The sequence below is a fragment of the Arthrobacter sp. SAFR-023 genome (assembly GCF_051965295.1).
Taxonomy (GTDB): domain Bacteria; phylum Actinomycetota; class Actinomycetes; order Actinomycetales; family Micrococcaceae; genus Arthrobacter.
On sequence record NZ_JBQCMF010000016.1, the window covers coordinates 58259 to 84503 of the forward strand.

A 26245-nucleotide genomic window follows, 5' to 3' on the forward strand; every position below is an offset into this window, starting at 1 on the left:
GATTTTTTCGGCATGGACACAGCGGCGGCCAAGCTTTTCTGGTCCGAATATGCCGCCGCCTGCCCCGGAGCCGTCCGCCTTTGCCCTGACTACACGGTGGGGCGCTTCGGGGATTCCGCGGCCCTGGCCGACGAGCTGCTGCGGGCAGTGACGGAGGGGCCCAAGCGCGCCACCTCTGAACTCGCCGACGAATTCCTTGCGGCCGGGGACAGCCTGCCCCGCATCGGGTCGCATTGGATAGCCTGTGACGGTGCCGGCATCCCGCGCGTCGTGCTGCGGACCGTCGAGCTGCGCCTCGGCCCGTTTACCAGCGCCGACGAAGGCTTCGCGCGGGATGAGGGCGAGGATGACGGGTCGCTAACCAGCTGGCAGGCGGAGCACCGTAAGTACTGGACCCGGACCCGCGCCCGCCGTGGGCTGGAATGGACGGAATCCGACGAGATTGTTTTTGAACGGTTTCGGGTGGTCTGGCCGCCCGAGCTGGCGGACCCGGTCTAGGTCCGCCGGCCGGGCCAGCCTGGCCGGCTCGCTCCGCCCCAACGAGTGCCCAAGTAGCGGCCACCGCGTAAATTCGAGTACCTGCTGCCGGTGCCGTTTCGCGTCTCAGCCCCTAGGGTTGACCTACTGGGTGGCGGAAAGAGTGACGGTGGAAGCAAATGCCGGCACGCTCTGGGCTGGGACGGCCGCCACGGTTGTTGCCGGACCGGCCGGTCCTCCCCGGCTGATTCGGCACGTCGGTGATCGCTGAGAATCTAGCCGAAGGGCCCGGAAGGCCCCGGCTGAGGACCGGCGATCATTGTTGAGTACCCGATCCGGCCTAAAGTTGCCGCCCCACCTGCGAGGGCCCCCATGAAGATTCCGAGGTCTGAACTTCCCGCCATCACGGCGGCTGTGAAAACGGCACCTGTGAAGGTGATCCCCGACCAACCATCCGGCCCGGCCGCAGCAGCCGGGCCCCGCAAAACTGCGACAACTCAGGCCCCGCCCGGTCACGGTTCGGCTGCCGCCGCCCCCAGCGGTGCGGGCGCGCGGGCCCAAGGCGACGAGGTCGCCGCCGTTCCGGCGCGTGCGAACATCGGCAACTGGCCCGATCCCATGTGAGCCGGGTCCACACTGCACGCGCACGACGACGGGAAGTCCCGCCGTCGTTGTTATAGCCCGTACCTGCCACTACTGCTGCCAGTGCAGAAAAGCACTCTCTAGACGCAACGCTCCGTTGAAGACTCCGGCACGCGCCGGAATACTGGAAACGGGACAGTGTCCGGCGGCAGGGGCGGTGAAAACGTGACGGGTTCAGCAGCAGGCGGCAACTTCAGGCGGAAGGTGGAGCGCGCGGCCGAACTCCGCGCCCTCCGGTACTCCGGCGGGACAGCGGAGGATGACGCGGAGCTGTCCGCCGCGGAGGCGGAATTGCGGGACAAGCGCCGGAAGGTCGGCAATGCGGCCCGGGCTGATTACCTGATCCGGGACGCGATGGCGCAGGGAAAATTCGACAACCTGAAATACTCCGGCAAACCGATTCCCGGGCTGGGGGAGGGCTACGACCCCGACTGGTGGGTCAAGGGCTTCATTGAGCGTGAGCACCTTAGCGGCCTGGGACCAGCTGCGATCCTGCTGCGCACCGAGGACGCGGAGCTGGACGCCAGCCTGGACGCCCAGTTCACGGAAAAGCAGGTGCGCGGCATGGTCGAGGACTTCAATGCCCGCGTCATCGACGCCCGCCGGCAGCTGCAGGGGGGACCGCCCGTGGTCACGAACACACGTGACGCAGACGCCGAGGTGCAGCGGTGGCGCGAGCGCCGGGCAGCGGCGGCCGCGGCCGAACCGGAACCTGCCACGGAAGCCAAACCGCGGTGGTGGCGGCGCCTGGGCAACCGCTCCTCCTAAAAGCCACATCAGGTGGCACGATAAGGGAATGGTGGCTGTTCTGCTGGGCTGGAACCCGGGTGTAGGCGATACCTGGCCGGGCTATTCGCGGGTGGTGGAAGAGGTGGGCGCTGCAGGCGTGCACCGCCGCGTGTGGCCCACCGGAACCGGCGCCCAGCCGGAGCCGGGAGCGGACGCATGGCTCCTATTGCACGGAAAGACAGGCAGCGGGCTTATTGGCCACGGCGTTGTGGCCTCCGCGCCTTATCTTGCTGGGGCCGAACCCTGCGTGGACGTGGACTTTGACGTGCTGCTGCCGCTCGGAGACCAGATTCCGGTGGACATCCTGGCCGCCCGCGCGCCGCTGACGGACTGGGCTGCTGCTGCGACGGGCGCGTGCCAACCGGTTCCGGAGGAGCAGGCACGCGCCGTCCGGGAACTCTGGGCAGAGTGCCGGCCGGCCGACGAGATCGATCCTGTCCTGCCGGTGCCCGGCACGCTGCCGCAGGGCGCCCTGGCCCGGGTGTGGGTGAACCGCTACGAGCGCAACCCGCACGCGCGGCGTATCTGCCTGGCGCACCACGGAACCTCATGCGCCGTTTGCGGGTTTTCCTTCGACGCCGCGTACGGCCCGGAAGGCGAGGGCTTCATCCATGTCCATCATCTGGTCCCGGCTGCCCAGTTGGGCCCGGGCTACGAGCTGGACCCTGTGGGGGACCTGGTGCCGCTGTGCCCCAACTGCCATGCCATGGCGCACCGGCGCCGGATCCCCTATACCGTGGCGGAACTCCGCGCCATGAGGGCCCGCGCGGGGTACATCAGCGGGTCGGTCGTGTCCCAGCAGGAGCTGGACGCCCAGGCCGATGCCCGCCGCATCCTGGGCAGCACCTGAGCCGCGCCCACTGCGTTCCTCCTGACTGCGTTCCGCCTGGCGGCGTTCTGCCTACGGGGACCAGAGCCAGTCCCGGTTGAAGTCGGGATGGTCACTGTAGGGGACTGCCAGCGCATTGAGGGACAGGGTGGTCCACTCCAGCGCCTGCGGAATCCACTCGGTCTCGTCGCCGAAGGGATCGCTCACGAGCGTGGCCAGAGCGGTCTGCCTGGCCGCCTCGACGATGCCGATCAGGCGCCGCTTGGCTTCGCACTCCAGCAGCAGGCGGCGTTCGTACCACTTACCCGATTCCGACGTGGTGCGGTCGCCGAGCAGCTTGCGCGCCACGGCCTCGTCTTCGGCAATGCGCGCGGACAGGAACTCCACAATGTCCACTGTTTGAGCGTACGCCCGCCGCAATGCCGGCACACGAAGCTAGACAGCGGGGCGAAGATCCGCAGCGGGGCTGAGGTCCAATGCCGTGCTGAGGTCCGCCGGGGACAATGGCAGGTAGTAGGCGGAACGGTAGCGGGTGCGGTCGCCGGTCACCACCCAGGCCGATCCCTTGCGGACGCGAAAGCGCTTGGTCAGGAGCGTCCGGTCGTGATGGACGAGGTGGGTCAGGACATCTGCCATGACATCCTCGTGCGTGCACAGGACCGTTCCTGTCCCGCGGGCCTGGGCCACGAGATCCAGCGTTGCCGCCAGCCCGCCGCCGGCCAGGTGGTTTGAACGCTCCACTTCGAGGGATTCCCGCCGCGCAAGTTCCGCCACGGTTTCGACACAGCGGTCCGAAGGCGCGGCGAGGATGCGTTCGATGGCAAACATGGCTCCCAGCGAAGCCAGCGACCTGGCGGCCTGCTCGCCGGCCGGCGCCAGCGGCCGGCTGCCTGCTGCTGGGTCCCACTGGTCCCGCTTCGTCATTTCGGCCCCGCGGACCAGCAGCAGCATTTTTTCCCGCCTGACCGCCGGATGGACGCCCAGCTCATGCTGGAGCAGGCTGCCCAGGGCAATAATGGCGGGCCTGTCCCGCGGCTCGGTCACCGTGCGCAAGGCCTCCGGCAGCGAAAGCCACCGGACGGCGTCGACCTCCTCATTAGCGGTGAAGCGGCCTGACTCCGCCGCGGCAGCCCAGTAACGGATGGTCTTTATCCGGTGCTTGCTGTCCTCGTAGCGGATGCTGGGCAGTTCCGTGCCCAGGCGGCAACGCAGCCCCGTTTCCTCCCGCACCTCACGTTCCGCGCATTCGCGGCCGGTTTCCCCGGGATCCGCCTTGCCTTTGGGGATGGACCAGTCGTCGTGCGCCGGCCGGTGGATCAGGAGCACCTCAAGGGCTCCCTTTTTTCCGATCCGCCAGGGCAGTGCACCGTACGTGGGGGCCTTCGTCTTGCTCATGCGCTTGTCTCCGTCTGAAGGCTGCCGCTCTCGGCAGGAACGAGGGTGAGGGCCGGGGCGACTTTGGCGTGCTGCAGATTGTCCAGCAGGCTGTACAGGCCCCCGGACGCGGCGAGTTCGGCATGCCTGCCGCTTTCCACGATCCGCCCCTGGTCCAGCACGTAGATGCAGTCGGCCCGTTTGAGCGTCGAGAGCCGGTGCGCGATGACGATCACCGTGCGCCCCGCCATCAGCCTCTCCAGACCATGCATGACGTATTGCTCCGAGATCGCGTCCAGGCCGGACGTCGGTTCGTCGAGGATAACGATGGGGGTGTCCCGGACCAGCGCCCGGGCAATGGCGATGCGCTGGCGCTGCCCGCCCGAAAGCGTGACGCCCCGTTCGGCCACGGGGGTGTCGTATCCGAGGGGCAGGTTGCGGACGAACTCATCCACGTGGGCTGCCTCGGCTGCGGCCAGAACCTGCTCCCTGCTGGCGCCTTCCGAGCCGTAGGCGATGTTGTCGTAGATGGTCCCCCGGAACAGGATCGATTCCTGCAGCACGATGGATATCTGCCTGCGCACGGTTGCCACCTGCAGGTCCCGCACATCGATGCCGTCAAGGAGAACTTCCCCCTCGTCCGCATCGTAAAGCCGCGGAATCAGGCTGACGACGGAGGACTTGCCGGCGCCCGTCGGGCCCGTGATCGCCACGACGCTGCCAGGTTCGGCCTTAAGGTCAATCCCGTGCAGCACATGCCGGGCACCCTGGTAGCCGAAGCTCACGGAGCGCAGTTCCACTGAACCGGCCAGCGGCGGGGCCGGCCGCGCGCCGGGCAGGTCCGAGATGGCCGGTGCGGTGTCCAGGATTTCCAGAATGCGTTCGGCGCTGGCCTGGCCGCGGCTGATGACGGTGGTGAGCTTGGCCAGGGCCTTCATGGGGGAATACATGGCCTTCAGGTAGGCGATGAAGACGAGGAGCAGGCCCAGCGTCAGGGTCCCGTCCATTACCCGCTGGGCGCCTATCCAGAGGACCAGCACCGTGCCCAGGGTCGCGATGACATCAACCAAAGGCGAGAACATGGACTGCAGCCGGATGACCCTCAGGCCGGCGTCCCGCCGTCCGTTATTCCGGGTGCGGAAGTCCTCCTCGTGGCGCGCCTCGCTGGTGTAGGTCTGCATCACCCGGACCGAGGCGAACGTCTCCGACATTGTGGCCGCGATATCGCTGTCCCTCTTGCGGGCCTCCTTCGACGCGCCCTTGATGCGCCGCCGGTAGAAGAGGACCGTGGTGTACAGCAGTGGTGCCACCGCCAGGCCGATCAGTGCGAAGGTCGGGTCGATCAGCACGCAGATCGTGATGACAAACCCCAGAATGAAGATGTTGGGCAGCAGCACGGCCAGGATCGACACCATGAGCGCCCGCACGTAGTCGACGTCCGTCGTGGTGCGGGTCACCAGGTCGCCCAGCCGCTGCTTGTCGTGGAAAGCCAGGGACAGCCGCTGCAGATGGGTGAAGACTTCGGCCCGGATGGTGGCCATGGCCTTCTCACCAACGCCGTTGAGCAGGCGGGTGCCGAGGTAATCCGCTCCCGCGTTGAGCACTGTCATGGCAAGGAGTGCCGACGCCGCGAGCAGGAGCAGTTGGAGCTGGCTTAGGCCAGCCAGGCCGAGGAACGCGGGCATCTCGTGGACCTTGGAGCTGCCTGTCGGCTGCAGCACGTCGTCGACGATGACCTTCATGGGCCAGGGCAGGGCCACTTCCATGGCGGCGACGAACACCACCAGCAGCGCGCCTCCTGCCAACGCCCAGATGTGCGGGGCTATCGCCCCGCGGAACCGCCAAAAGGTTTGCAACATCTCTCCCCCTCAAAACCGGCGGCCGCGGGCATAGCCGAACGCTTGCGTTGGCTGTGCTCTGAGACCGGCCAGGGTTGATCCCTGGTCCGGCCCACTATTGCCTGAGGAGCTTTGGGAAAACCTGCCGGAGCTTGGGGAAAACCTGCTGGCAGTTTGGAGCCCGACGGCGGCCGCACGGTTTGGGGGGCTTACATCCGGGCTTTCACGGACTACCGTTTGCAAGTAGAGGCAAATTCAAGCCTCCGGCAGCAAAGGAGACCCGATGGGTGACGTGTGGATCCGCACGATCAGCCATAGCCTGGTGCGGGCCGATAAGGTAACGGAGATCGCCTCGTCCCGCGGTTCGGTTCATGAGGAGCGCGGGTACTCGATCAAAGCGGTGGCCGAGGGCAAGGCCTATATCCTCGTCGACAACAGCGACTTCGAGGGCACGGTGAGCTCAAGGTTCGGTCATGCCAGCCGCATGCAGGCGGCACTGCTGCTCGCCATAGACGCCGCAAGCAATGCCGCCGCGGCCATGGTGATCAGTTACGAAGAGCACGGGGAACGCTGGATCCTCACCCCGGCGTCGGACATTGCAGGCGTATCTGTGCCGGCCGCGCCGATGGCGGCCAGCACCTAGACGGATACCGCGAGGTCGAAATCGGCGCCGTGCATGTTCTCGCACAGGGCCACGCACGCACCCATGCGGTTCTTGAACTCAGGTGCTTGCTTCCAGGCGTCCCGCGACGCCTCATCGGTCCACTCGGAAAACGAGACGTAATGACCGGCGGTGCCCCTGTCCCGGAGCAGTTTCGCTTCTACCATGCCTGGATGGTTTTCCCGCGACCACTGCAGAAACTCCCGCCACCGCTCCACGAATTCGTCATCCTTGCCCTGTTTGACCTGCCAGACCCCCGAGGCGTAATGCTCTGCCATCGGTCTCACACCCTTTCCAAGATGCCGGATACGACAATTTTAGGTCCGCGGCATGGAGGAGGGGAGGGCAGGCCAGCCTTGCGCTGGGCGGGCAGGAACGTCACTATCCGAGCAGATCGTCCTCGTAGCACCACCGCCAGTCCTCGCCCGGTTCGATGCTGCGCATGACGGGGTGCCCGGTCGCCTTGAAGTGCCGGGACGCGTGGGTGGCGGGCGAGGAGTCACAGCAGGCCACATTCCCGCACTCCAGGCACATGCGCAGATGGACCGTGACGGTGCCTTCGCGGACACACGCGTCACAGCGTGCGTCGCGGGGAACCTCGGGATCGGGTGCGGCCTCCAGATGCGTGCAGTCGCCTCCCGGTCTGGCGACGGCGCGGGAGCCGGAAACATCGGCCTCCTCGATGACGGCGTCAAGCATCGACTCTTCGACGTCGAGCCTCTCCAGGACGTTGCTCAGAACGTCGTGCGCGTAGTTTCCGCCGCTCCTGAGTTCGAGGACCTTCGCCCGCTCCGCCTCGAGCATGGCGAGCCGCAGCTGGGCATAGCGCTGGCTGGGAGTGGCGGCCTCCGCCGTCGGCCTGCCCAGGCGTTCCCACGCTGCCAGCCCGCGCTCCAGCGTCCGCCGCTTGAGCATGGCCACCACCTCCGGAGGGTCATCGTCGGTCCGCAATTCGTGCAGCCGCTCCACTCCGGCCGCCGTGGCCTGCTGCGTCAGCGAGGCCTGGGCCAGCGCGTCCTCGCCCGCATCTGGCCCCTGCACGCGGAGCAGCCGCACCAGGGCCGGCAGCGTGAACCCCTGCAGCGCCAGGGTGCCGGCCACCACCACCATCGCCGCGAGGATCAGCACGGTGCGGTGCTCCAGATCCTTGGGCAGCGTGAGGGCTGCGGCGAGCGTCACCACGCCACGCATGCCGGCCCAGGAGATGATGGCCGGGTACTGCCAGGGCGGCGAAGGGTCCTTCCGGGCCACGGCGGGAATAAGCCTGGGCAGGTAGGTGGCCGGAAACACCCAGACCGGCCGCAGCAGCAGCACGGCCAGCAGGATCACAGCGCAGCCCGCCCAGATTCTGGCAGCGCCCAGGGAGTCGTCCTGGACACCCTCGATGATGGTGCGCACCTGCAGGCCGATGAGGAGGAACACCGAGTTTTCCAGCAGGAACTGCACCGTCTCCCAGTTGCTCCGCTGGCTCTGCCGGGCGGCACCGTTGGGCATGGAAGGCGCCTTGGTGCCCATGATCAGGCCGGTGACCACCACGGCCAGGACGCCCGACGCGTGGATTGCCTCCGCGGGCAGGTACGCCACAAAGGGCGCCATCAGGGACGTTGAGGTATTGATGGCAACGTTGCGGATCCGCAAGCGCAACTGCGTGAGTACGTAGGCTGCGGCCAGCCCCACCACCAGCCCGCCGCCGGCGGCCAGCAGGAAGTCGGCGCCGATCTCCACCACGGACACGGTTCCGGCAAGGGCGGCGACGGCTGCGCGCAGGCACACCAGGGCGGTGGCGTCGTTGACCAGCGATTCGCCTTCCAGGATGCTGACGATCCTGCGCGGCATCCCCACCTTGCGCGCAATGGCCGTGGCAGCCACCGCGTCCGGCGGCGCCACCACGGCGGCGAGTGCGATGGCAGCAGCCAGCGGTATCTCCGGGAACAGCCACCAGACCACCAGCCCGACGACGATGGTGCCGAAGATGACGTAGCCCACCGAGAGCAGCCCGATGGCCCGCCGGTTGGAGCGGAAGTCGAACAGCGAGGTCCGCAGGGCGGCGGCGTAAAGGAGGGGCGGCAGCAGTCCCACGAGGACAAGCTCAGGGTTGAGGTCGACCCGGGGCACGAACGGGAGGAAGGAGCCGGCCACCCCGGCGAGCACCAGTAGCAGCGGGACCGACACGTCAAGCTTGCGGCCCAGCGCACTGACCGCGCAGACCACCGCGGCGAGCGCCAGCAACCCCAGGGCGACTTCCATGCGGCTATTCTCTCAACCCGATTCTCTGCACGGACGCAGCTGCCCGACGGCGGGCGGGGACTTCCGTCAAGATGTCCCCGCAGGCTTGGGCGCAGGTTCTGCGACGTCGTCAGCACCTTCCGCCGGATCCTGCGAATGCATGCGGATGTCGGTGGGGTCTGCCGTTTCATCCCCTTCGGCTGGGGCCTCGCTGTGGATGCGCTGCAGCGACTCCGGGATCTCGCTCATGACTGCCGCTCCTCTGTTGCGGGTGGGTGGTGTGGCCATCGCTTACGTTCATCTAGCTACCGCGCCAGTCACACTGTCAAGGACCGGCGCCTGCGCTCTGGCCGGGGCTGGTGTTCTGTGCTGAACTGTGGGGGTTGCACCCGAAATGCCCCCGCGGCTGCCAGCCGCAGCACTGCCCTTTGCACCGTTTACCCAGCCGGTCCGCGCCGGCTGTTGGGAAGGAACACCACTATGGCAACGCACAAGATCGGCTATTTCGTAGGGAGCCTGGCCAGCGGCTCCATCAACCGCACGCTCTCCCAGGCACTCATCAAGCTTGCCCCCGAGGACCTCGAGTTCACCGAGATCCCCATCAAGGATCTGCCGCTGTACAGCTACGACTACGACGCCGATTTCCCGCCCGAAGGACGTGCCCTCAAGGAGGCCGTCGAAGGCTCCGACGGCATCCTCTTTGTCTCGCCCGAATACAACCGCTCCATTCCGGGGGCGCTGAAGAACGCCATCGACTGGGGCTCCCGTCCCTGGGGCACCAACTCGTTCGCCCGCAAGCCCACCGGCATCATCGGCGCCTCGCCCGGGAGCATCGGCACAGCGGTGATGCAGTCCTCCATGCGGGCCGTGCTGAGCTTCCTGGACGCCCCGCAGCTCAATGCCCCCGAGGCGTACGTGAAGTTCAACCCGGACGTGTTCGGCAGCGACGGCGAGGTCAAGGACGAATCCACTGCGGCCTTCCTGCGCCACTACATGGAGGAGTACTGCGCCTTCGTCCAGCGTGTCCTGGCGGCCAATGCACCGGGCCACATCGGCGATCCGGAACCCGACACCCAGAAGCTTTCCCGCTGAGTCTCGAGTTTTTGTCCAGATAATGGCCGCTCGGAGGCTCCGAAGCCCCATCATCTGGACAAAAACTCCTTGCGGGGGCGGCTTCTAGAGGGGGAGGGGGACCAGACCGCCGAGGTTGCGGTACTTTTCGAGCCGCTGCGGGAGGAGTTCGTCCACCCCGGCCGCCGAGAGCGCGGCCAGCTCGTACTCGATCGCCTGCCCCAGGCGCTGGCAGAAGGCCCTGCCCTCGTGGGCGGCGTCGGGGCGTTCGTCCACGATGTGCTCCACCATGCCGTGGGCGTGGAGTGAGGCGACGTTGACGCCCTGCGCCTCGGACATGGCCGGGGCGAACTCGGTGCTGCGGTGCACGATGGCACTCGCGCCCTCGGGCGGCAGCGGGGACAGCCAGGCATGCTGGGCCGCGATGGTGCGGTCGGCAGGAAACAGCGCCAGCGCCCCGCCGCCGGTTCCCTGGCCCATCAGAACGGACACCGTGGGGGAGTTCAGGCCGATGAGATCGTGCAGGGACCGCGCGATTTCGCCGGCGAGCCCGCCTTCTTCCGCTTCCTTGGACAGTGCCGCGCCGCCGGTGTCAATCACCGTCACCAGGGGCAGCCCGAGCTCCTCGGCCAGCCGCATGCCGCGGCGGGCTTCGCGCAGCGACGCCGGGCCCATGGCGGTCTGCTGGGAGGGCCGGGGACGGGTGTGCCCGATCACCACGCAGGACTTCTGCCCGAAGCGGGCCAGAGCCAGCAGCAGCCCCGGGTCCTTTTCGCCCTGGCCGGTGCCGTTGAGTGGAAGCACGTCGCGGGCGCCGTAGGCGAGTAGTTGCCGCAGGTCCGGGCGGCGCAGGTTCCGGGAGATTTCAATCGATTCCCAGGCTCCGGCGTCGGACGGTTTTACGGACAGCGTCCGCGGCGGCCGGATCTGCGCGGGAGGGCCGGCGACGAGGATGCTCAGGGCGCGGTCGACGACGTCGGACAGCTGCCACGGCGGGACCACAGCGTCCACGAGCCCCTTGTCGAAGAGGTTCTCGGCCACCTGGACGTTCTCCGGAAACGGTGCACCGTAGAGCGCCTCGTAGACCCGTGGCCCCAGGAACCCGAGGAGGGAGCCGGGTTCGGCCACGGTGATGTGCCCGAGGGAGCCCCAGGAGGCCATGACGCCTCCGGTGGTGGGGTGCCGGAGATAGACCAGGTACGGCAGGCCCGCCTGCCGGTGTGCCCGGACCGCCGCGCTGATTTTCACCATGGAAAGGAACGCGATGGTGCCCTCCTGCATGCGGGTGCCGCCCGACGCCGGACCGGCCAGGAGCGGAAGCCCTTCCCGGGTGGCGCGTTCGACGGCGTTCACGATCCGTTCCGCTGCGGCGAGGCCGATGGAGCCGGCCAGGAACCGGAACTCGCTGACAATGACGGCCACCCGGCGGCCGCGGATGAGGCCCTCACCGGTGAGGACGGATTCGTCGACGCCGGTCTTCTCCCGGGCCGCCGCCAGTTCCTTCCGGTATTCCGGGCTGGGATCCGGGTCCACCACGGGCGAGTCCCAGGATTGGTAGGAGCCGGGATCGAGCACGGTGGCGATGAGCTCGGCAGCATCAAGGTGCCGGACCTTCTGGCCTGTGCCCATACTCTGATCAGCCGCCATGCTCAGCGGCCTTCCCCGGAGGCGGCGGCAGCGGCGGCGTCGGCCGGGACAAGCCCCAGCCACTGACGGATCTGATCGCCGTCCTGGTCCAGCAGCGGCGGCGCAGTGTGGTCCTTGAGCGTGGTTTCGGCGGTGTCCGCGGCGCTGAAGAAGCGCAGCGGCGGGCCGGGCAGGGTGACGTTGCCGAGAATCTTGTGGTCGACGTCGATCACCAGGCCCTGCGAATGGACCTGTTCCCATTCATAGACCTCGTCCAGGGTGCGGACCTTGCCGGCCGGGATCCCGGCGTCGTTCAGCTTCGCGAGCAGCGGCTCCGCCTCGTAATCGGCGAATGCGCGCTCCACCTCCTCGATGACCTTTTCCCGGTTCCGGACGCGCTCTGCGTTGGACGCGAACTCCGGACGGTCTGCGTCAATCCCGAACGTGGATGCGAACGTGCGCCACAGCTTCTCGCTGCCCACGCTGATCTGCACGCGGCCCTGCCGGCAGTGGAACAGGCCGTATGGGGCGATGGACGGATGGTGGTTGCCCTGCGCCTTGGGCACCTCACCCGCAACGGTGGCGCGCGTGCCCTGGAACGCGTGGACACCGATCAGCGCGGCGAGCAGGGACGTCCGCACGATCTGCCCCTGGCCGGTGCGCTCGCGCTGCAGCAGTGCCGCCAGCGTGCCGAACGCCCCGTACATGCCGGAGAGCAGGTCCGCTATGGGAACGCCCACCCGCTGCGGATCGTCCGGACCGGAACCGGTCAGGGACATCAGCCCGGCCTCACCCTGCAGGATCTGGTCGTAGCCGCTGCGGCGTGACTCGGGGCCGTCGTGGCCGAAACCGGTGATGGACAGGACCACCAGGGCAGGGTTCAGCGCGTGCATCTCCGCGGCGGAGAAGCCGAGCCGGTCCAGCACGCCGGGGCGGAAGTTTTCGATAACGACGTCGGCGCGTTCCAACAGTTCACGCAGCACCGTCCGCCCGTCGTCGCTCTTCAGGTCCAGGGCGATGGATTCCTTGTTGCGGTTGCAGGAGAGGAAGTACGTGGCCTGGGGATCATCCTCGGGGCCGACGAAGGGCGGCCCCCAGCCGCGCGTATCGTCTCCGGTGCCGGGGTTCTCAACCTTGATGACCCGTGCGCCGAGGTCCGCGAGCATCATGCCGGCGTGGGGTCCGGCCAGTGCGCGGCTCAGGTCCACCACAAGGTAGCCGGCGAGGGGCCCTTCGGGCTGGGGCGTGGATTCATGGCTCATGCTGGGTGTTCCTTCTCTTGCTTGGAGGGGCTGGTGGTGCTGTTCGGGCCGGCTACATCCAGCCGGGGAGGACCATGACCAGCCAGGCGATGGCGGGGCCGGCGACGACGACGATGCCGCTGTACGCCAGGATCTGCTTGTAGAACTTGTCCTTGTCCACGTCCTCCGGGGCGTTGGCCAGTACCAGGGCTCCGTTGGTGGAGAACGGCGAGACGTCCACGATGGTGGCAGCGACGGCCAGGGCGGCGATCACGCCGACGGCACCGATTTCGCCGCTGGACAGGAACGGGACGGCCAGCGGGATGAGCGCGGCAAGGATGGCCGTGGAGGAGGCGAAGGCCGAGACAATGGCGCCGATGTAGCAGATCAGCAGGGCCGCGAGCAGGGGCATCGCGAGGTGGGCGACGCCGTCGGAGACGAACTTGATGGTACCGGCTTCCTCGAGGACGCCCACGAAGGTGAGCATGCCGCAGATGAGGAGGACGGTGGACCAGCTGATCTTGTTGATGGCGCCCTTCTGGGCGGCCGGTGAGACGAGTGCCAGGACCATGGCGATGGTGATGGAGACGAAGCCGACGTCCACCTTGAAGCCCAGCGAGATGACGGCCAGGGCGATCAGGCCGGCGATGGTGACCAGCTGCGGAACAGTGGCGCGGGCACCGCCGGCATCGGCGGACTTAGCGGCAGAAGAGGCGCCGGAGGTTCCCTTGGCTGCCACGCCGGAGGAGGAGATGTCGGTGCCGGAGCCCCTCAGGGTGGCACCGGCGGCGCGGGCGCCGACGCTGACGGCCATCCTGGACTCGGCGGCCTGTTCAACGAGCCGGCCGGTCTTCGTGGAGAGCAGTTTGCTGCCGCCCAGGACGATGAAGAGCACTACAGCGATGGCGAGGTTGAAGATGAAGCTGGCGAGGAAGATCGCCATCGGACTGGCTTCCAGGTCCGTCTTGGCGATGATGCCGTTGACCGTGACGCCGTAGACGGCGATCGGGGAGAAGCCGCCGGCCTGCGCGCCGTGGATGACCATCATGCCCATCATCAGCGGATTGATCTTGTGCTTCGCCGCGAAGCTCAGGGCGATCGGGGCGATGATCGCGACGGCGGCGGGGGACAGGGCGCCGACGGCGGTGATGACAGCCGTGATGGCGAACATGACCCACGGGATGAGCGCCACCTTGCTGCCCACCATTCGGACCGCGCCGCGGACCAGCAGGTCGATGGTGCCGTTGTTCTGGGCGATCGCGAAGAGATAGGTGACCCCGACGATCGTCAGGAACAGGCCGCCGGGGAAGTTGGCGAGAATGTCGCTGGTGGACATTCCGAGCACCACCGAGCCCAGCAGGAACGCGCCTACAAAAGCCAGGGCGCCCATGTTGAGGGGCAGCACAGTGGCCAGCAGGAACATCACCGCCAGGATGATGATGGAGAGGACGGGAGCGGACATCGTTGTGCCTCCGGGGTGAGAAATGATGTGATGTGGCTTACAAGCTCACTGGCCTAGCCTCCTAGACACTAGGTGACTTTGTCAATACTCCTCCGCTAAGCTGGACCCAAATCGCCGGAAGGACGCGCATGCCAAGGAAGACAGCAACGCAACAGATTTCCCGTGTCGCCCGGCCCCGGCTCTACGAACAGCTCGTGGAGCAGCTCATGGATTTCATCGAGTCCGCGCAGCTGGGGCCCGGGGACACCCTTCCCGCCGAGCGGGACCTGGCCGAGCGGCTGGGAGTCTCGCGGGCCACACTTGCCCAGGCGTTGGTGGCCCTGGAAGTCCTGGGCGTGATCGATGTCCAGCACGGAACCGGCGCAGTGCTTGTCTACCGGCCCAACGTTCCCTCGGTACTCAAGGGACTTCGGGAGCACCGCAGCCGCCTTCCCGAGATCGTCGAGGCCCGCAGCACGCTCGAGGTCAAGCTGGCCGAGCTTGCCGCCGAGCGCCGCACCGAGGAGGACATGCAGGCGATCGACAAGGCCCTGGACGTCATGGCGGAAGAGGTGGCCTCGGGCGCAAAGGGGGCCCACGGCGACGAGCTGTTCCACCAGGCCATCACCGCCGCCGCGCACTCCGGCGTGCTTGCCCAGCTCATGACCTTCATCGCCGAGATGATCCTCGAAACGCGGCTCGAATCGCTGGGACAGCCCGGCCGGCCGGAGCAGTCACTTGCATCCCACCGCAAAATCGCGGACGCCATCCGTGTCCAGGACCCGGAGGCCGCCGCGGCGGCGATGCTGGACCACATCACCCTCGTGTCCGACGTCGCCCTGCTGAAATAAGCCCGTGAAGCCGTTTCTGCTGCTCGCCTCGCGGGCCGAGGACGTCGCCGCGGACGATGAATACGAGTCGTACCTGCGCTTTTGCGGGCTGGAACCGCACCAGCTGAAGCGGATCCGGATGGAGCGCGCGCCCCTGCCGGAACTGGATCTGGATGACTATTCGGGCGTCATCGTGGGCGGCAGCCCGTTCACCTCGAGCGACCCGCCCGAAAAGAAGACCGAAGCCCAGCATCGGGTGGAGCGCGAACTGTCCGGGCTGCTGGACCGGGTCGTGGCGGAGGACTTCCCGTTCCTGGGCGCCTGCTACGGCGTCGGCACCCTCGGCCTGCACCAGGGCGCCGTGATCGACCGGACCTACGGCGAGCAGCTGGGCGGCGTGACCGTCAGCCTGAGTCCGGAGGGCCTGCAGGATCCGCTGCTGGCCGGCCTTCCCGCACAGTTCACCGCGTTCACGGGCCACAAGGAAGGGTGCACGGTCCTGCCCGCGCACGCGGTGCTGCTGGCCAGCTCCGCCGCCTGCCCCGTACACATGTTCCGGATCAAGCAGAACCTGTACGCCACGCAGTTCCACCCGGAGCTCGACGCCGAAGGCCTGGTGACCAGGATTGATATCTACCGCCACGCCGGATACTTCCCGCCCGAGTCCGCCGAGGAGCTGATGGCGGAAGCCCGGACGTACACGGCCACCGAACCCATGAAGATCCTGCGGAACTTCGTAAAGCTCTACGGCCGGTAACCTCCGGCCCGGGCTCGGGGCGGGCCCTGTCGCTGGAACCGCGGCAACCAGGCTGACGGGAAGCAGCAGCAGGCGCTCGCCGGCTCTGTGGCTGCGTTTGCCGGCTTCCTCGTCAACGATCCACCCACCTGCCGGACCATCTGCTGTCCCGCATTGCCCACAAACACGTGTCACTGGGGCTGAGCCCCGACCAGTACGACATAGTCCATGACAACCTGGCGGGTCACCGAAAAAATCCAGGAGACCGACGACGTCATCACCTTCGTGGTCGAGCGCACCGATGAGCGCGAGGTCAAACCGTCGCTGCCATGTCCGGCTCGCAACGGAAAGTGTTGTTCCTCCATGCGGGCGACTCGATGGCATCGTTCGCGCTCCGCAGCCAGGTGGCGGGGGACCTCAAGAAGATGCCTGATGCTTCCCTGTCAACGTGGCTCCTGAATCCGGAAGGGGCGGACGGCGCGCAGGGGGAGGTGCACACCGGATTCATGGATATCCGGGCCGCGAACCTGCCGGAGGACGCCGAATATTACCTGTGCGGACCGGTGGTCTTCATGCAGTCCGTCCGCACAGCGCTCATTGCCGCCGGCGTCCCGGCAAAGCATATCCAGTACGAAGTCTTCGGTCCGGATCTCTGGCTGGCCGACTACCAATAGGACCAGCCGGACGCCGGCGAATTCCCATTGACTTCATCCTGCAGAGGTCTACGGTTGAACTACGTCAACATGTGATCTGTTGAGTGCGTGCGCGTGCGGCGAGGGGGAAGCCACACCAAAAAAGATGCGGCTGTTGTACTGTCACGTTCGGCGGCAGCCCGCACCTCGCCAGCGTGGGCCTCTCCCGGAAGCCGCCTTCAAATTTCAGGTCTCAACCAAATCTGCAGGTACCGTTCATGACCGCCAATTTCATTACCGCCCTTGCCGTCAAATCCTTCGATGAACCGGACAAGAAGAGGTGCCCGGACAAAGCCGAGGTGGACCTGGTCAGCGTCAACGACTTCTCCGTTGCCCGGCTGATCCTCGCCCCCGGCTGGCGCTGGTCCGAATGCACCAAGCCCACCGAACAAACGCCCTTCTGCCAGCACAACCACCTCGGGTTCTGCATCTCCGGTGTCATGGAGGTGGAGACACCTGAGGGGGCCCGCTCCTCGATCCGCGCCAATGACACCTATGCGATTCCTCCGGGACACGATGAGTGGGTGGTGGGTTCCGAGCCGTTCGTGGCCGTTGAGTTCCTCGGCGCGGCATCGTTCGGGCGGCCGGTCAGCCGCGGCCTCCACGCCCGCATCTGACCCTGCCACTCTGAACCACCACTCGGGCCGCCGGCAGCTGAGCCGGCGGTCCTTGTGGCGCGGGCACGTACCTTATTGGCACGGCGTCCGGGAAGGGATAACGTCACTGCCATGGGATGCCGTTCCAGCTGAGGAGGCGCCGCTGTGGCCATCATCGACAACGCGGTGTACGTGGATGGGCACCGGACGGCGGATCCCGAAGGACTGGAGGAGACATACTTCCTGCTGCGGCAACGCGAGGGCATGGCCTGGATCGGGCTCTACCGGCCGGACCCACGCGAACTGCGGTCAGTGGCGGACGAATTCGACCTGAGCCCGCTTGCGGTTGAAGATGCGCTGACCGGGCACCAGCGCGCCAAGCTGGAGCATTACGGTGAAACGCTCTTCCTGGTCCTGCGCCCGGCGCGGTACCTCGACGACGTCGAAAAGGTGGAGTTCGGCGAGATCCACGTTTTTGCCGGCCCGGACTTCGTGGTTACTGTCCGCCGTGCGGAGTCCCCGGACCTGGCACGGGTCCGCCGCCGCATGGAATCGCAGCCGGAGTTCCTTGCCCTGGGTCCCGATGCCGTGCTGTACGCCATCCTGGACCAGGTGGTTGACGAGTACGAGCCGGTTGCGGCAGGCCTGGAAAACGACATCGACGAGATCGAGGACGAACTGTTCGGCGCGGACCCTGAGGTGTCCCGCCGAATCTACGAACTGTCCCGCCAGGTCATCACGGTGCAGCGGGCCACCGGGCCGCTCGCCGGAATCATGCAGGCACTGGTCACCGGAACGCCGGACCACCACCCCGGCCCCGAACTCCAGGACCACCTCCGCGATGTGCTGGACCACGTCCTGCGGCTCAATGACCGGATCGCATCCTTCCGGGCCCTGCTGCAGAACGCGCTCGCGGTCAATGCGGCCCTCGTTGCCCAGCGCCAGAACGACGAGATGCGCCGCCTCACCGAGTCCAGCTTCGCGCAGAGCGAGCAGGTCAAGAGGATCTCTTCCTGGGCGGCCATCCTCTTCGCCCCCACGCTCATCGGCACCATCTACGGGATGAACTTCCATACGATGCCTGAACTGGACTGGATCTTCGGCTATCCCATGGCGCTGGGGCTGATGATCGGCATGGGACTGGTCCTGTACGCCACGTTCAAGCACAACAACTGGATCTAGAACCGACGGCGCACCCGTCGGACACCCCATGTGGGTGGGAACAGCAGACCTGCGGCTCCCAGCCGCAGGTCGGCCTTTTTCTCAGGCAAACGCAGGGTTTTGCCGGGTTTAGCGCAGCTTTCGAAGCTTCGCCGAAGGTTCGAGCCAGCAACGGGGTTGCGGCGGACCGCTGAAAATACACTGGAATCAGCTTCCTCTGGCTTTCCCCGCCGGCACTCAGTTCGTTCGAAGGAACCCAATTAGCGCTTCGTCTGTTCTCCGTCCTGCCCTGGCTGCGCTGCTGCTGACGGCCCTGGCTGCCCCCATCGCCGGAGTGCCAGCCGGTGCTGCCGCCTCCGAAACCGGGGCGGGAGCACCGGCTGCCCGCTACATCGTGCGCTACTCCGCCGGGACCGACGTTTCCTCGGCCGTGCGGAACCTGGGCTCGAGGAACATCGCCGTGGGACGCACGTTCGCCAAAGCCATCAAGGGCGCCGTGGTGACGGCAACGCCCGGGCAGGCCGCGGGCCTGTTACGCTCGGCGGGCGTTGCCGCCGTCGAACTGGATGCCCCTGTGACGGCCGCCGACACCCAGCAGTCCGCAACGTGGGGCCTGGACCGTATTGATCAGCGCACCCTGCCGCTGTCCGGGACCTACACCTCGGCGTCCACCGGCGCCGGCGTGAGCGCGTACGTGGTCGACTCCGGCGTGCTGTCTGCGCACGCGGAGTTCGGCGGCCGCGTTGCTCCGGGGTGGTCGGCGATTTCCGACGGACTGGGCACAGGGGACTGCAACGGCCACGGCACGCACGTTGCCGGCACCATCGCGGGAAAGACCTACGGCGTGGCCAAGGCGGCCACCGTGGTCCCTGTCCGGGTGCTGGACTGCAATGGCTCAGGCTTCAACTCGGATGTGATTGCCGGGCTGGAGTGGGTGGCCTCGCACCACCAGGCCGGAACCCCGGCGGTGGCTAACCTGAGCCTCGGCAGCAGCACCAGCGCCATGGTGGACGCTGCGGTGCAGGGCATCATCAGCGACGGCGTCACCGCAGTGGTAGCCGCCGGAAATTCCGCAACCGATGCGTGCAACAGCTCCCCGGCCCGCGTTGCCGGCGCGCTGACCGTTGCCGCGAGCGACTCCGCGGACAAGCAGGCGGCGTTCTCCAACTACGGCAGCTGCGTTGACCTGTTCGCGCCGGGCGTCAGCATTAAGTCCGCCTCCTCCAGCTCGACCACGGCGACGGCCCTGATGAGCGGCACCTCGATGGCATCCCCGCACGTTGCTGGCGCCGCAGCGGTGGTGCTGTCCCGGTCGCCGGGCCTGGCGCCGGCGGACGTGGCGGCGAAGCTGCTTTCCGAAGCCACCTCCGGCGCGGTCTCCGCAGCCACCGCGGGAACACCTAACCGATTGCTGTTCACCGACTCTTCCGCTGCCGTCCTCACCGCACCGTCCGTGTCCGCGCTCAGCCCGGCGGCCAACTCCTCAGGCGCCGCCGTGGCAGCAAACGTTACCGCCACCTTCCGTACCGCCGTCCAGGGCGTAAACGGTTCCACCTTCGTCCTTCGGAACGCCGCCGGCGCAGCGGTGCCCGCTGCCGTCAGCTACGACGCCGCCACGCGTACCGCAACGCTGAACCCCGGGGGGCTGCTCGACGCGTCGCAGAAATACACGGCAACAATGACCGGCGGACCCTCGGCCGTCCGCGACGCCGCAGGCACCCCGTTCGTGACGGGCAGCTGGTCCTTCATCACCGCCGCAGCCCCGACGGTCACGGCGCGCACGCCCGGTGCGAACGGCACCGCCGTTGCCGCCGGAAGCAACATCACGGCCACCTTCAGGACGGCTGTCCAGGGCGTTACCGGCAACAGCTTCCTCGTGAAGAACGCGGCCGGGACCGTGGTGCCGGCTGCCGTTACCTACAGCGCCACCACTCGGATTGCGACCCTGAACCCCGCAGCCAGCCTCGCCAACGATGCCAAGTACACGGTGACGCTCAGCGGGGGAGCCGCCGCCATCCGCGACACCGCAGGCACCCCGCTGCCAACTACCAGCTGGACGTTCACCACCGGCCCCGCCCCGGTCATCACGGCCATGACGCCGCGTCCGGGCGCCACGCTGGTGCGACGGCCCAGCAACATCGCGGTGACCTTCAGTGAGGCCATCCAGGGCGCAAGCACCGCCACCGTCACGCTCAAGAACGCCGCCACCGGTGCCACGGTGACGGCCACCGTTTCCCGCAACGGCAGCACGAACCAGTGGATTCTGGACCCCTCGGCTGCCCTGGCCGCACGGACCAAATACGCGGTGACCGTGACCGGGGGCTCCACGGCCGTCCGTGACCTGGCGGGCAACCCGCTGAAATCGGCTGGCTGGACCTTCACCACCGGTTCTCTCTGAGAAAGCACGCAGAGGCCGACGGCGGCACCCGGGTGCCGCCGTCGGCCTTTTCGGTTAGTTGGGAAACAGGGTCAACCTGAAACTCCTGGCCGTGTCAGTAGCGGCCGAAGTCGACCGTCCCATAGGCGCTGTCTTTCTTGGTTACGGTGTGGGAGTACTTGCCGTCCTTTTCCTTGTAGCTGATCTTGACGACGTGGTAGACCTTCTCCTCGCCACCCTTGCGGCCGGTGTCCTTGACCTCGGCTTTGGTGTGCTTGGTGACCTTGTCCTTAACGTTGTCAATCTTGCCGGAGCGGTCCTTGATCAGCACCCACTTGCCGTGTTTCTTCTGGAAGATCCAGTGGTCAAACTTCACGTCGGTCTTTTTGTCGCACCAGACTTTGAACTCGAACTTTACGTCCGCCGAATTTTTCTTGGAGTACTTGCCGTAGTCCGCTTTCTCATGCACGTCCTTAGCCTTGACCCAGCACTCGATCTTTTTGTCTGGTTTGGCGTCGTAGCCGGCAGCCGATGCCGGGCCTGCGACCGCCAGGGAACCCCCGATAAGGCTCAGGGATGCCGCTGATACCAAGGCGAGCCGGGTTGCCATGGGGCGCCGCTGCCGTGATGGCATGGTGGTTGTCATTGTTTCTCCTGCGAGGTGTGTGTTCGGGCATCGCTGGCCGATCACGTGACGCGTGGAGACCTATCAACCACTTCTGTCCGCTTTATGATCGTCCACCCGGGTTGGCCGGGTGGGCCTGGTAACCGGACCCGCAAGACTATTGCTGGTCCGGTGTTCAAATTTTACCCCCGGAAGTGGGTGTCAACCCTTATTTACCGGAACTGTCAACCAGTAGCGGTTGTTTCACATGGTTTTGGCCACCTGTCGAGCGCGACGGCGGCACCCGGGTGCCGCCGTCGGCCGACCTCCCGTTGTGCCGGCTACTTCCGCAGGAAGCCGAGCAGGGTCTCGTTGACCTCTGCTGCGTGGGTCCAGAGGAGGCCGTGCGGGGCGCCGTCGATCTCCACGTAGTCGGCCTCCGGCAGGGCCTTGGTGAACTCCCGGCCGGTGGCGTCAATCGGCAGGATGTTGTCCGCCGTGCCGTGCACGATCAGGGCCGGGACATCGATCTTCGGGATATCGGCGCGGAAGTCGGTGATCCAGGTGGGCTGGGCGGCCACCGAGGCGAATGCACCGGAGCTGGCGGCGAGGTTCCAGCTGGCCTTGACGGACTCCTCGCTCAGGCGGGGCGTGCCCAGGAAGGTGTCGCTGTTGTAGAAGTTCTTGAAGAACTCGGTGAAGAAGGCGTAACGGTCCGCTTTGACTGCCTCGGCAAGGCCATCGAAGACCGACTGCGGCACCCCGGTGGGGTTGTCCTCGGTCTGCAGGAGGTAGGGCTCCAGCGATCCCAGGAAGGCAGCCTTGGACACGCGGGCCGACCCGAACGTAGAGAGGTACCGGGCCACCTCGCCTGTTCCCATGGAGAAGCCCACCAGCACCGCGTCGTTGAGGTCCAGGGTGGTCAAAACGGTGTTGAGGTCGCCCGCGAAGGTGTCGTAATCGTAGCCGGCGGTGGGCTTGCTGGACTTGCCGAAGCCGCGGCGGTCGTACGTGATGACGCGGTAGCCGGCGTCGAGCAGGGCGGCGGTCTGCTTCTCCCAGGAGGATCCGTCCAGGGGATAGCCGTGGATGAGGACAACAGCCTGTCCGGTTCCGTGGTCTTCGTAGTAGAGCTCGATATCGGTGCTGTTTTCCTGTCCAACGGTGATGAAAGCCATGTCTTAGATCCCTTCGGTCTCGCGAGAACGGACGTCCTCAAGCGGTGTTACCAACCTATCGGGATCGCACCCGGTGCGCAGGGTCTGTCACAGGGCGTAGCCTGCAGGAATGGCAGCGGCGGCGCGGATGTTGAGAACGGCATGAAACGAATTGGCTTCCTGTCCTTCGGCCACTGGGGACCGGTGCAGGGTTCCCGCACAAGGACTGCGCGGGATGCGCTGCTGCAGGGGATTGAGCTGGCCGTGGCCGCGGAGGAGCTTGGCATTGATGGCGCGTTTTTCCGTGTGCACCATTTCGCGCGCCAGCAGGCGTCACCGTTCCCGCTGCTTGCCGCGGCCGCAGCCCGCACCAGCCGCATTGAGCTCGGCACTGCGGTCATCGACATGCGGTACGAGAATCCGCTGTACATGGCGGAGGAGGCCGCGGCAACGGACCTCATCAGCGGCGGCCGGCTCCAGCTCGGCATCAGCAGGGGTTCACCCGAGCCCGCACGGAACGGTGCGGGGGCATTCGGCTATGTGCCGCGAAACGGCGAGACGGACGCCGACATGGCGCGCCGGCATGCGGAGGAGTTCCGCCGGGCCATAGCCGGCGCCGGAGTGGTGGAGGCTGACCCGCGGTACGCCGGCGGAGCCACCGGGCTGCTGCCGGTCCAGCCCCGGTCCGAGGGGCTGCCCGAACGGATGTGGTGGGGCGCCGGGACCCGGAAAACGGCGGTCTGGGCGGCCGAGCAGGGGATGAACCTGATGAGTTCCACCCTGCTGACCGAGGATACCGGGGTGCCGTTCCACGAGCTCCAGGCCGAGCAGATTGCGATGTTCCGCGGAGCGTGGGCGGCGGCCGGGCATGACCATGAGCCGCGGGTTTCAGTCAGCCGCAGCGTCCTGCCGCTGGTCGACGACGAGGACCGGCAGTACTTCGGCCTGAGTGCCCTCCGCGAAGGCAGGGACCAGGTGGGCGCCCTCGACGGCACCCTTTCCCGCTTCGGTAAAAGCTATATCGGGGAGCCGGATGTCATCGCCCGGGAACTCGCCGCCGACACCGCGGTGCAGGCCGCGGACACGCTCCTGCTCACCGTCCCCAACCAGCTCGGCGTGGAGTACAACGCCAAACTCCTGGGGACCATCGCCCGGCACGTGGCCCCGGCGCTGGGATGGGCACCCGTGCGGGCGTAATCTACAGGGATCGGACGGTTTCTCCCGAAGGGCGGCTGCCATGGACGCGGATCACGCTCCTGCAGGCCAAAATCTCCACTACGGCCAGAATCACGACGGCGGCCAGAGCGCCCGGCGGCTGGCCGCGGTCCTGCTCGTGGCCGGCGTCGTGGTGTCCTTCGCCGCCGGGGCCCTGCATCCGGAAGGGGCGAATGCGAACGACCATGCTGCAGCGTTCGCCGAGTACGCCCGCAGCAATCTGTGGATCGTCGTGCACCTGGGGCAGTTTGCGGGAATGGCAGCCCTGATTGCCGGACTGCTGGTGCTGGGGTCCGTAGCCGGCGGCGCGCCCGGGCGCCCACGCTGGCCGGCACGGCTCGGCAGTTGGGCCGCGGCCGCCGCGCTTGCCCTCTATGGTGCACTTCAGGCAGTGGACGGTGTGGCATTGAAGCACTCCGTGGACGCCTGGGCTGCCGCCCAAGGAGCCGAGAAGGCCGTTCGCTTTGCGGCCGCGGAGGACATGCGCTGGCTCGAGTGGGGGATGCGCAGCTACCAGAGCTTCGTGCTGGGTGCGGCCCTCATCCTGATTGGCATCGCAGTTGGCAGTTCACGTGGCTTCCCGCGTCCGGTGGGCTATCTCATGGGACTGTCCGGGATCGCGTACCTGGCTCAGGGCTGGATTATCGGGGCCGAAGGCTTCTCCGGCAGCAACGCCGTGCCCACCCTTGCCGGCATTGCGCTCATCCTGGTCTGGACGCTCTGGCTCCTGGCAAGCTCGCTGCGCAGATCCTAGGCCCGGTGCCTAGACTGGGACGCGACCGGCATTTCCCAGTGAGAGGCAGTGGTATGACCGACAGCAAGCGCAACGCGGAAGAGCCAAGCGACCTCCGGGGCCCCGGCGACCCGGACGCCGTCGAACAGCAGAAGCCCCATCCCGAGGCGGGTACGGCACGCAACATCCGTGAGGAACAGATGACACAGCCGGGCGGAACAGTGCCCGCCAGCTACGTGGGCAGTGGAGCGCCGGAGAGCGAGCATAAGCCGGAAGAGGCCGCGAACGAATCCGGCATGTGGGACGCCGAGGACACGTAGCTAAAACCAGGGGATGATCCTGTCGGCGCGGGAGCGTGTGGCTTCGATCAGGCGCGCATTGGCCGCGTCCGGCCCGTTTGCCCAGGCCTCGGCCGCAGCGCGGTCCATGCCATAGAACATGTGCCGTTCAACCAGCCGGGCAAGGCGCAGCTCATGCGGCGTGTCGATGAACCACACCTCATCCAACTGTGCCCGCACCTGCTGCCAGCGGGGATCGGAGCTGAGCAGGTAGTTGCCCTCGGTGATGATGACGGGGAGGGCGGCCGGGATGGCCAGCGATGCGGCCACGGGCTCATCGATTGTCCGCCGGAAGTCGGGCGCATACACCACGTCCTCGTCCCGGCGCGCAAGCCGCTGCAGGAGCGAAAGGTAGCCCCCGACGTCGAACGTGTCCGGCGCGCCTTTGCGCTGCCGTAGGGGAGTGCCGTCAATAATGGCGTTGCCCAGGTGAAAACCGTCCATGGGCACCACAAGGGCGGACTCGGGGCCGAGTGCGTCGGCCAGGCAGGCCGAGAAGGTGGATTTTCCGGACCCCGGGGAACCAGCCACACCGAGGAGAATCCGCCTTCCAGTGCTCAGCTGGCCGCGTAGTCCGGCCAGAGCCTGCTGGATTTCCACGGATTCGAAAGCCCGGACGGCGCGGGGCTCGGCGTTCGGCAGGGTCATGTACAGCATCCTAAGCGAGGCCCGGGACGCAGGCGTGCCGCGATGCGCTGCGGTTCAGTCGAGCGGAATGGTGATGGTCATGGCCGTGCCGGTGCCCGGAGCCGAGGTGATGTCCACGGTCCCGCCCACTTCATCGACCGCCTGCGAGATGGTCCTGAGTCCGTGGCCGTTGACGTGTCCCGCTGCAGGCGAAACCGATTCGAAGCCCGTGCCGTTGTCGGCGACCATGAGGCGGATGCCGTGGAATACGGCGGTAAGCCGGACAGTGACATCGGTGGCGTGCGCATGCCTGAACGTGTTGCTCAGCGCCTCCTGTGCGGACTGGTAAAGCACCGACGCGCAGCCGGACGAGATCTCGACGCCGTGGTGGGGAGTCTCCCAGTGCACGCAGGTACCCTCGCGGCGCAGGGGGACTGTGAGCCTGTCGATGCAGCCGGCGAGCCCCAGCCGGTAAAAGTCCAGCGGCTGGCGATCGGTGATGACACCGCCGACTTCGACGACTTCCTCGAGAGTTGCTGATTGGTTCATGGCGCCCCCCGCTTCCTGGCGGTCCTTGTTGCATGCTTTCCCTGGAAAATCACTCCTCAGGGCTGATGCTTAAGGGTGGCGCGGGCAGATCAGGCTCGCCGCAGGTTTACCCCGGGATGCAATCAAGTTTCCGCGAGGTCTTGCGCGCAGCTACTAGGCCATCCATGGCTGCATCGCCTGCTGTGGATACGTGACGGCGTCGGCCGCGTCCAGGACCTCCAGGGCAGTCATGTGTGCCGCCGCGGCTACTTCGCGGATCGGCTTGCCGTGGGTTACGGCCGCCGCCACTGCGTGCTGCAGGGTTGCAGCCGCGGGGTCGTGCTCTACTATTGCGGATTCCAGCGTCGCCACGGCCTCTTCCACCGCGCGCATATCTTCGTCCATCGGTACCCTCCTGTTCCTGCCCCATTGCAGT

At 67.0% G+C, this 26245-nt stretch carries 28 protein-coding genes; 14 read left to right on the forward strand and 14 right to left on the reverse strand.

Annotated features, from left to right (window positions below):
- Positions 1-12: 12 nt before the first annotated feature.
- The 3 genes from ACTHQX_RS17000 to ACTHQX_RS17010 all read left to right on the forward strand — a co-directional run bounded on the left by ACTHQX_RS17000 (position 13) and on the right by ACTHQX_RS17010 (position 2758).
- Positions 13-498, forward strand: coding sequence for an ASCH domain-containing protein (locus tag ACTHQX_RS17000; protein WP_440158458.1), 486 nt, complete (start codon positions 13-15; stop codon positions 496-498).
- A gap of 786 nt (positions 499-1284) precedes the next feature.
- Entirely contained in the window at positions 1285-1887 is a 603-nt protein-coding gene (locus ACTHQX_RS17005; RefSeq protein ID WP_440158405.1) for a DUF1992 domain-containing protein, read from the forward strand.
- 28 nt (positions 1888-1915) lie between these two features.
- Positions 1916-2758: an HNH endonuclease gene (locus ACTHQX_RS17010; protein WP_440158404.1), complete on the forward strand. Its 843-nt coding sequence runs from the start codon at positions 1916-1918 to the stop codon at positions 2756-2758.
- Positions 2759-2809: 51 nt separating this feature from the next.
- On the opposite strand, the gene ACTHQX_RS17015 is transcribed toward ACTHQX_RS17010, so the two are convergent.
- Genes ACTHQX_RS17015 through ACTHQX_RS17025 form a run of 3 tightly spaced genes read right to left on the reverse strand, consistent with a single transcriptional unit; the run spans position 2810 to position 5970 of the window.
- Positions 2810-3133: a DUF6221 family protein gene (locus ACTHQX_RS17015; protein WP_236805158.1), complete on the reverse strand. Its 324-nt coding sequence runs from the start codon at positions 3131-3133 to the stop codon at positions 2810-2812.
- 39 nt (positions 3134-3172) lie between these two features.
- Positions 3173-4132 carry an NUDIX hydrolase gene (locus ACTHQX_RS17020; RefSeq protein WP_440158403.1) on the reverse strand — a complete coding sequence of 320 codons (960 nt, stop codon included), beginning with the start codon at positions 4130-4132 and terminating at the stop codon, positions 3173-3175.
- A complete protein-coding gene (locus tag ACTHQX_RS17025; protein ID WP_440158402.1) occupies positions 4129-5970 on the reverse strand; it encodes an ABC transporter ATP-binding protein in 1842 nt (613 codons plus the stop codon). Before ACTHQX_RS17025 ends, ACTHQX_RS17020 begins: the two co-directional genes overlap by 4 nt.
- 262 nt (positions 5971-6232) lie before the next feature.
- On the opposite strand from ACTHQX_RS17025, the gene ACTHQX_RS17030 reads away from it, so the two are divergent.
- Positions 6233-6592 carry a hypothetical protein gene (locus tag ACTHQX_RS17030; RefSeq protein ID WP_440158401.1) on the forward strand — a complete coding sequence of 120 codons (360 nt, stop codon included), beginning with the start codon at positions 6233-6235 and terminating at the stop codon, positions 6590-6592.
- Here the strand turns inward: ACTHQX_RS17030 and ACTHQX_RS17035 are convergent.
- The 3 genes from ACTHQX_RS17035 to ACTHQX_RS17045 all read right to left on the reverse strand — a co-directional run bounded on the left by ACTHQX_RS17035 (position 6589) and on the right by ACTHQX_RS17045 (position 9085).
- Positions 6589-6888, reverse strand: coding sequence for an antibiotic biosynthesis monooxygenase family protein (locus tag ACTHQX_RS17035; RefSeq protein ID WP_236805154.1), 300 nt, complete (start codon positions 6886-6888; stop codon positions 6589-6591). The genes ACTHQX_RS17030 and ACTHQX_RS17035 overlap by 4 nt on opposite strands.
- 103 nt (positions 6889-6991) lie before the next feature.
- Complete coding sequence (locus tag ACTHQX_RS17040; RefSeq protein WP_440158398.1) at positions 6992-8857, reverse strand: Na+/H+ antiporter; 1866 nt, start codon at positions 8855-8857, stop codon at positions 6992-6994.
- Positions 8858-8923: 66 nt separating this feature from the next.
- Positions 8924-9085, reverse strand: coding sequence for a hypothetical protein (locus ACTHQX_RS17045; RefSeq protein WP_236805152.1), 162 nt, complete (start codon positions 9083-9085; stop codon positions 8924-8926).
- A gap of 231 nt (positions 9086-9316) precedes the next feature.
- On the opposite strand from ACTHQX_RS17045, the gene ACTHQX_RS17050 reads away from it, so the two are divergent.
- Complete coding sequence (locus tag ACTHQX_RS17050; RefSeq protein ID WP_236805151.1) at positions 9317-9928, forward strand: NADPH-dependent FMN reductase; 612 nt, start codon at positions 9317-9319, stop codon at positions 9926-9928.
- Positions 9929-10012: 84 nt separating this feature from the next.
- Here ACTHQX_RS17050 and ACTHQX_RS17055 read toward each other — a convergent pair whose 3' ends face one another.
- Genes ACTHQX_RS17055 through ACTHQX_RS17065 form a run of 3 tightly spaced genes read right to left on the reverse strand, consistent with a single transcriptional unit; the run spans position 10013 to position 14236 of the window.
- A complete protein-coding gene (locus ACTHQX_RS17055) occupies positions 10013-11536 on the reverse strand; it encodes a carboxyl transferase domain-containing protein (RefSeq protein WP_440158456.1) in 1524 nt (507 codons plus the stop codon).
- A 20-nt stretch (positions 11537-11556) separates the two neighbouring features.
- Positions 11557-12795, reverse strand: coding sequence for a CaiB/BaiF CoA transferase family protein (locus tag ACTHQX_RS17060; RefSeq protein ID WP_440158397.1), 1239 nt, complete (start codon positions 12793-12795; stop codon positions 11557-11559).
- Positions 12796-12847: 52 nt separating this feature from the next.
- Positions 12848-14236 (reverse strand): SLC13 family permease, encoded by a 1389-nt coding sequence (locus ACTHQX_RS17065; RefSeq protein ID WP_440158395.1) that lies wholly within the window; start codon positions 14234-14236, stop codon positions 12848-12850.
- A gap of 128 nt (positions 14237-14364) precedes the next feature.
- Here ACTHQX_RS17065 and ACTHQX_RS17070 point away from each other — a divergent pair, with 128 nt between their 5' ends.
- The 6 genes from ACTHQX_RS17070 to ACTHQX_RS17095 all read left to right on the forward strand — a co-directional run bounded on the left by ACTHQX_RS17070 (position 14365) and on the right by ACTHQX_RS17095 (position 20628).
- Positions 14365-15066: a FadR/GntR family transcriptional regulator gene (locus ACTHQX_RS17070; RefSeq protein ID WP_440158393.1), complete on the forward strand. Its 702-nt coding sequence runs from the start codon at positions 14365-14367 to the stop codon at positions 15064-15066.
- Positions 15067-15070: 4 nt separating this feature from the next.
- Positions 15071-15802, forward strand: a complete 732-nt coding sequence (locus tag ACTHQX_RS17075) for a glutamine amidotransferase (RefSeq protein WP_440158391.1) — start codon at positions 15071-15073, stop codon at positions 15800-15802.
- A 308-nt stretch (positions 15803-16110) separates the two neighbouring features.
- On the forward strand, positions 16111-16455 hold the full coding sequence (locus ACTHQX_RS17080) for a hypothetical protein (protein ID WP_440158390.1): 345 nt from the start codon (positions 16111-16113) through the stop codon (positions 16453-16455).
- 236 nt (positions 16456-16691) lie between these two features.
- A complete protein-coding gene (locus tag ACTHQX_RS17085) occupies positions 16692-17090 on the forward strand; it encodes a cupin domain-containing protein (RefSeq protein WP_440158388.1) in 399 nt (132 codons plus the stop codon).
- Positions 17091-17234: 144 nt separating this feature from the next.
- Positions 17235-18251 carry a magnesium and cobalt transport protein CorA gene (locus tag ACTHQX_RS17090; protein WP_440158386.1) on the forward strand — a complete coding sequence of 339 codons (1017 nt, stop codon included), beginning with the start codon at positions 17235-17237 and terminating at the stop codon, positions 18249-18251.
- A gap of 313 nt (positions 18252-18564) precedes the next feature.
- Entirely contained in the window at positions 18565-20628 is a 2064-nt protein-coding gene (locus ACTHQX_RS17095; RefSeq protein ID WP_440158385.1) for an Ig-like domain-containing protein, read from the forward strand.
- Positions 20629-20722: 94 nt separating this feature from the next.
- On the opposite strand, the gene ACTHQX_RS17100 is transcribed toward ACTHQX_RS17095, so the two are convergent.
- Complete coding sequence (locus tag ACTHQX_RS17100) at positions 20723-21253, reverse strand: hypothetical protein (RefSeq protein ID WP_440158383.1); 531 nt, start codon at positions 21251-21253, stop codon at positions 20723-20725.
- Positions 21254-21552: 299 nt separating this feature from the next.
- On the reverse strand, positions 21553-22389 hold the full coding sequence (locus ACTHQX_RS17105) for an alpha/beta fold hydrolase (RefSeq protein WP_440158381.1): 837 nt from the start codon (positions 22387-22389) through the stop codon (positions 21553-21555).
- A gap of 141 nt (positions 22390-22530) precedes the next feature.
- Between ACTHQX_RS17105 and ACTHQX_RS17110 the strand changes: the two genes are divergently transcribed.
- From ACTHQX_RS17110 to ACTHQX_RS17120, 3 genes are read left to right on the forward strand one after another with little or no spacing between them, the layout of a single operon-like run.
- On the forward strand, positions 22531-23565 hold the full coding sequence (locus tag ACTHQX_RS17110; RefSeq protein WP_440158379.1) for an LLM class flavin-dependent oxidoreductase: 1035 nt from the start codon (positions 22531-22533) through the stop codon (positions 23563-23565).
- A gap of 40 nt (positions 23566-23605) precedes the next feature.
- Positions 23606-24337 (forward strand): DUF4386 family protein, encoded by a 732-nt coding sequence (locus ACTHQX_RS17115; RefSeq protein WP_440158377.1) that lies wholly within the window; start codon positions 23606-23608, stop codon positions 24335-24337.
- Positions 24338-24390: 53 nt separating this feature from the next.
- Positions 24391-24636 carry a hypothetical protein gene (locus ACTHQX_RS17120; RefSeq protein ID WP_440158375.1) on the forward strand — a complete coding sequence of 82 codons (246 nt, stop codon included), beginning with the start codon at positions 24391-24393 and terminating at the stop codon, positions 24634-24636.
- Here the strand turns inward: ACTHQX_RS17120 and ACTHQX_RS17125 are convergent, their stop codons facing one another.
- From ACTHQX_RS17125 to ACTHQX_RS17135, 3 genes are all read right to left on the reverse strand, one after another.
- Positions 24637-25302 carry a nucleoside/nucleotide kinase family protein gene (locus ACTHQX_RS17125; protein ID WP_440158373.1) on the reverse strand — a complete coding sequence of 222 codons (666 nt, stop codon included), beginning with the start codon at positions 25300-25302 and terminating at the stop codon, positions 24637-24639.
- A gap of 54 nt (positions 25303-25356) precedes the next feature.
- Entirely contained in the window at positions 25357-25830 is a 474-nt protein-coding gene (locus ACTHQX_RS17130) for a sensor histidine kinase (protein ID WP_440158372.1), read from the reverse strand.
- A 153-nt stretch (positions 25831-25983) separates the two neighbouring features.
- Positions 25984-26214: a hypothetical protein gene (locus tag ACTHQX_RS17135; RefSeq protein ID WP_236805135.1), complete on the reverse strand. Its 231-nt coding sequence runs from the start codon at positions 26212-26214 to the stop codon at positions 25984-25986.
- Positions 26215-26245: the final 31 nt, after the last annotated feature.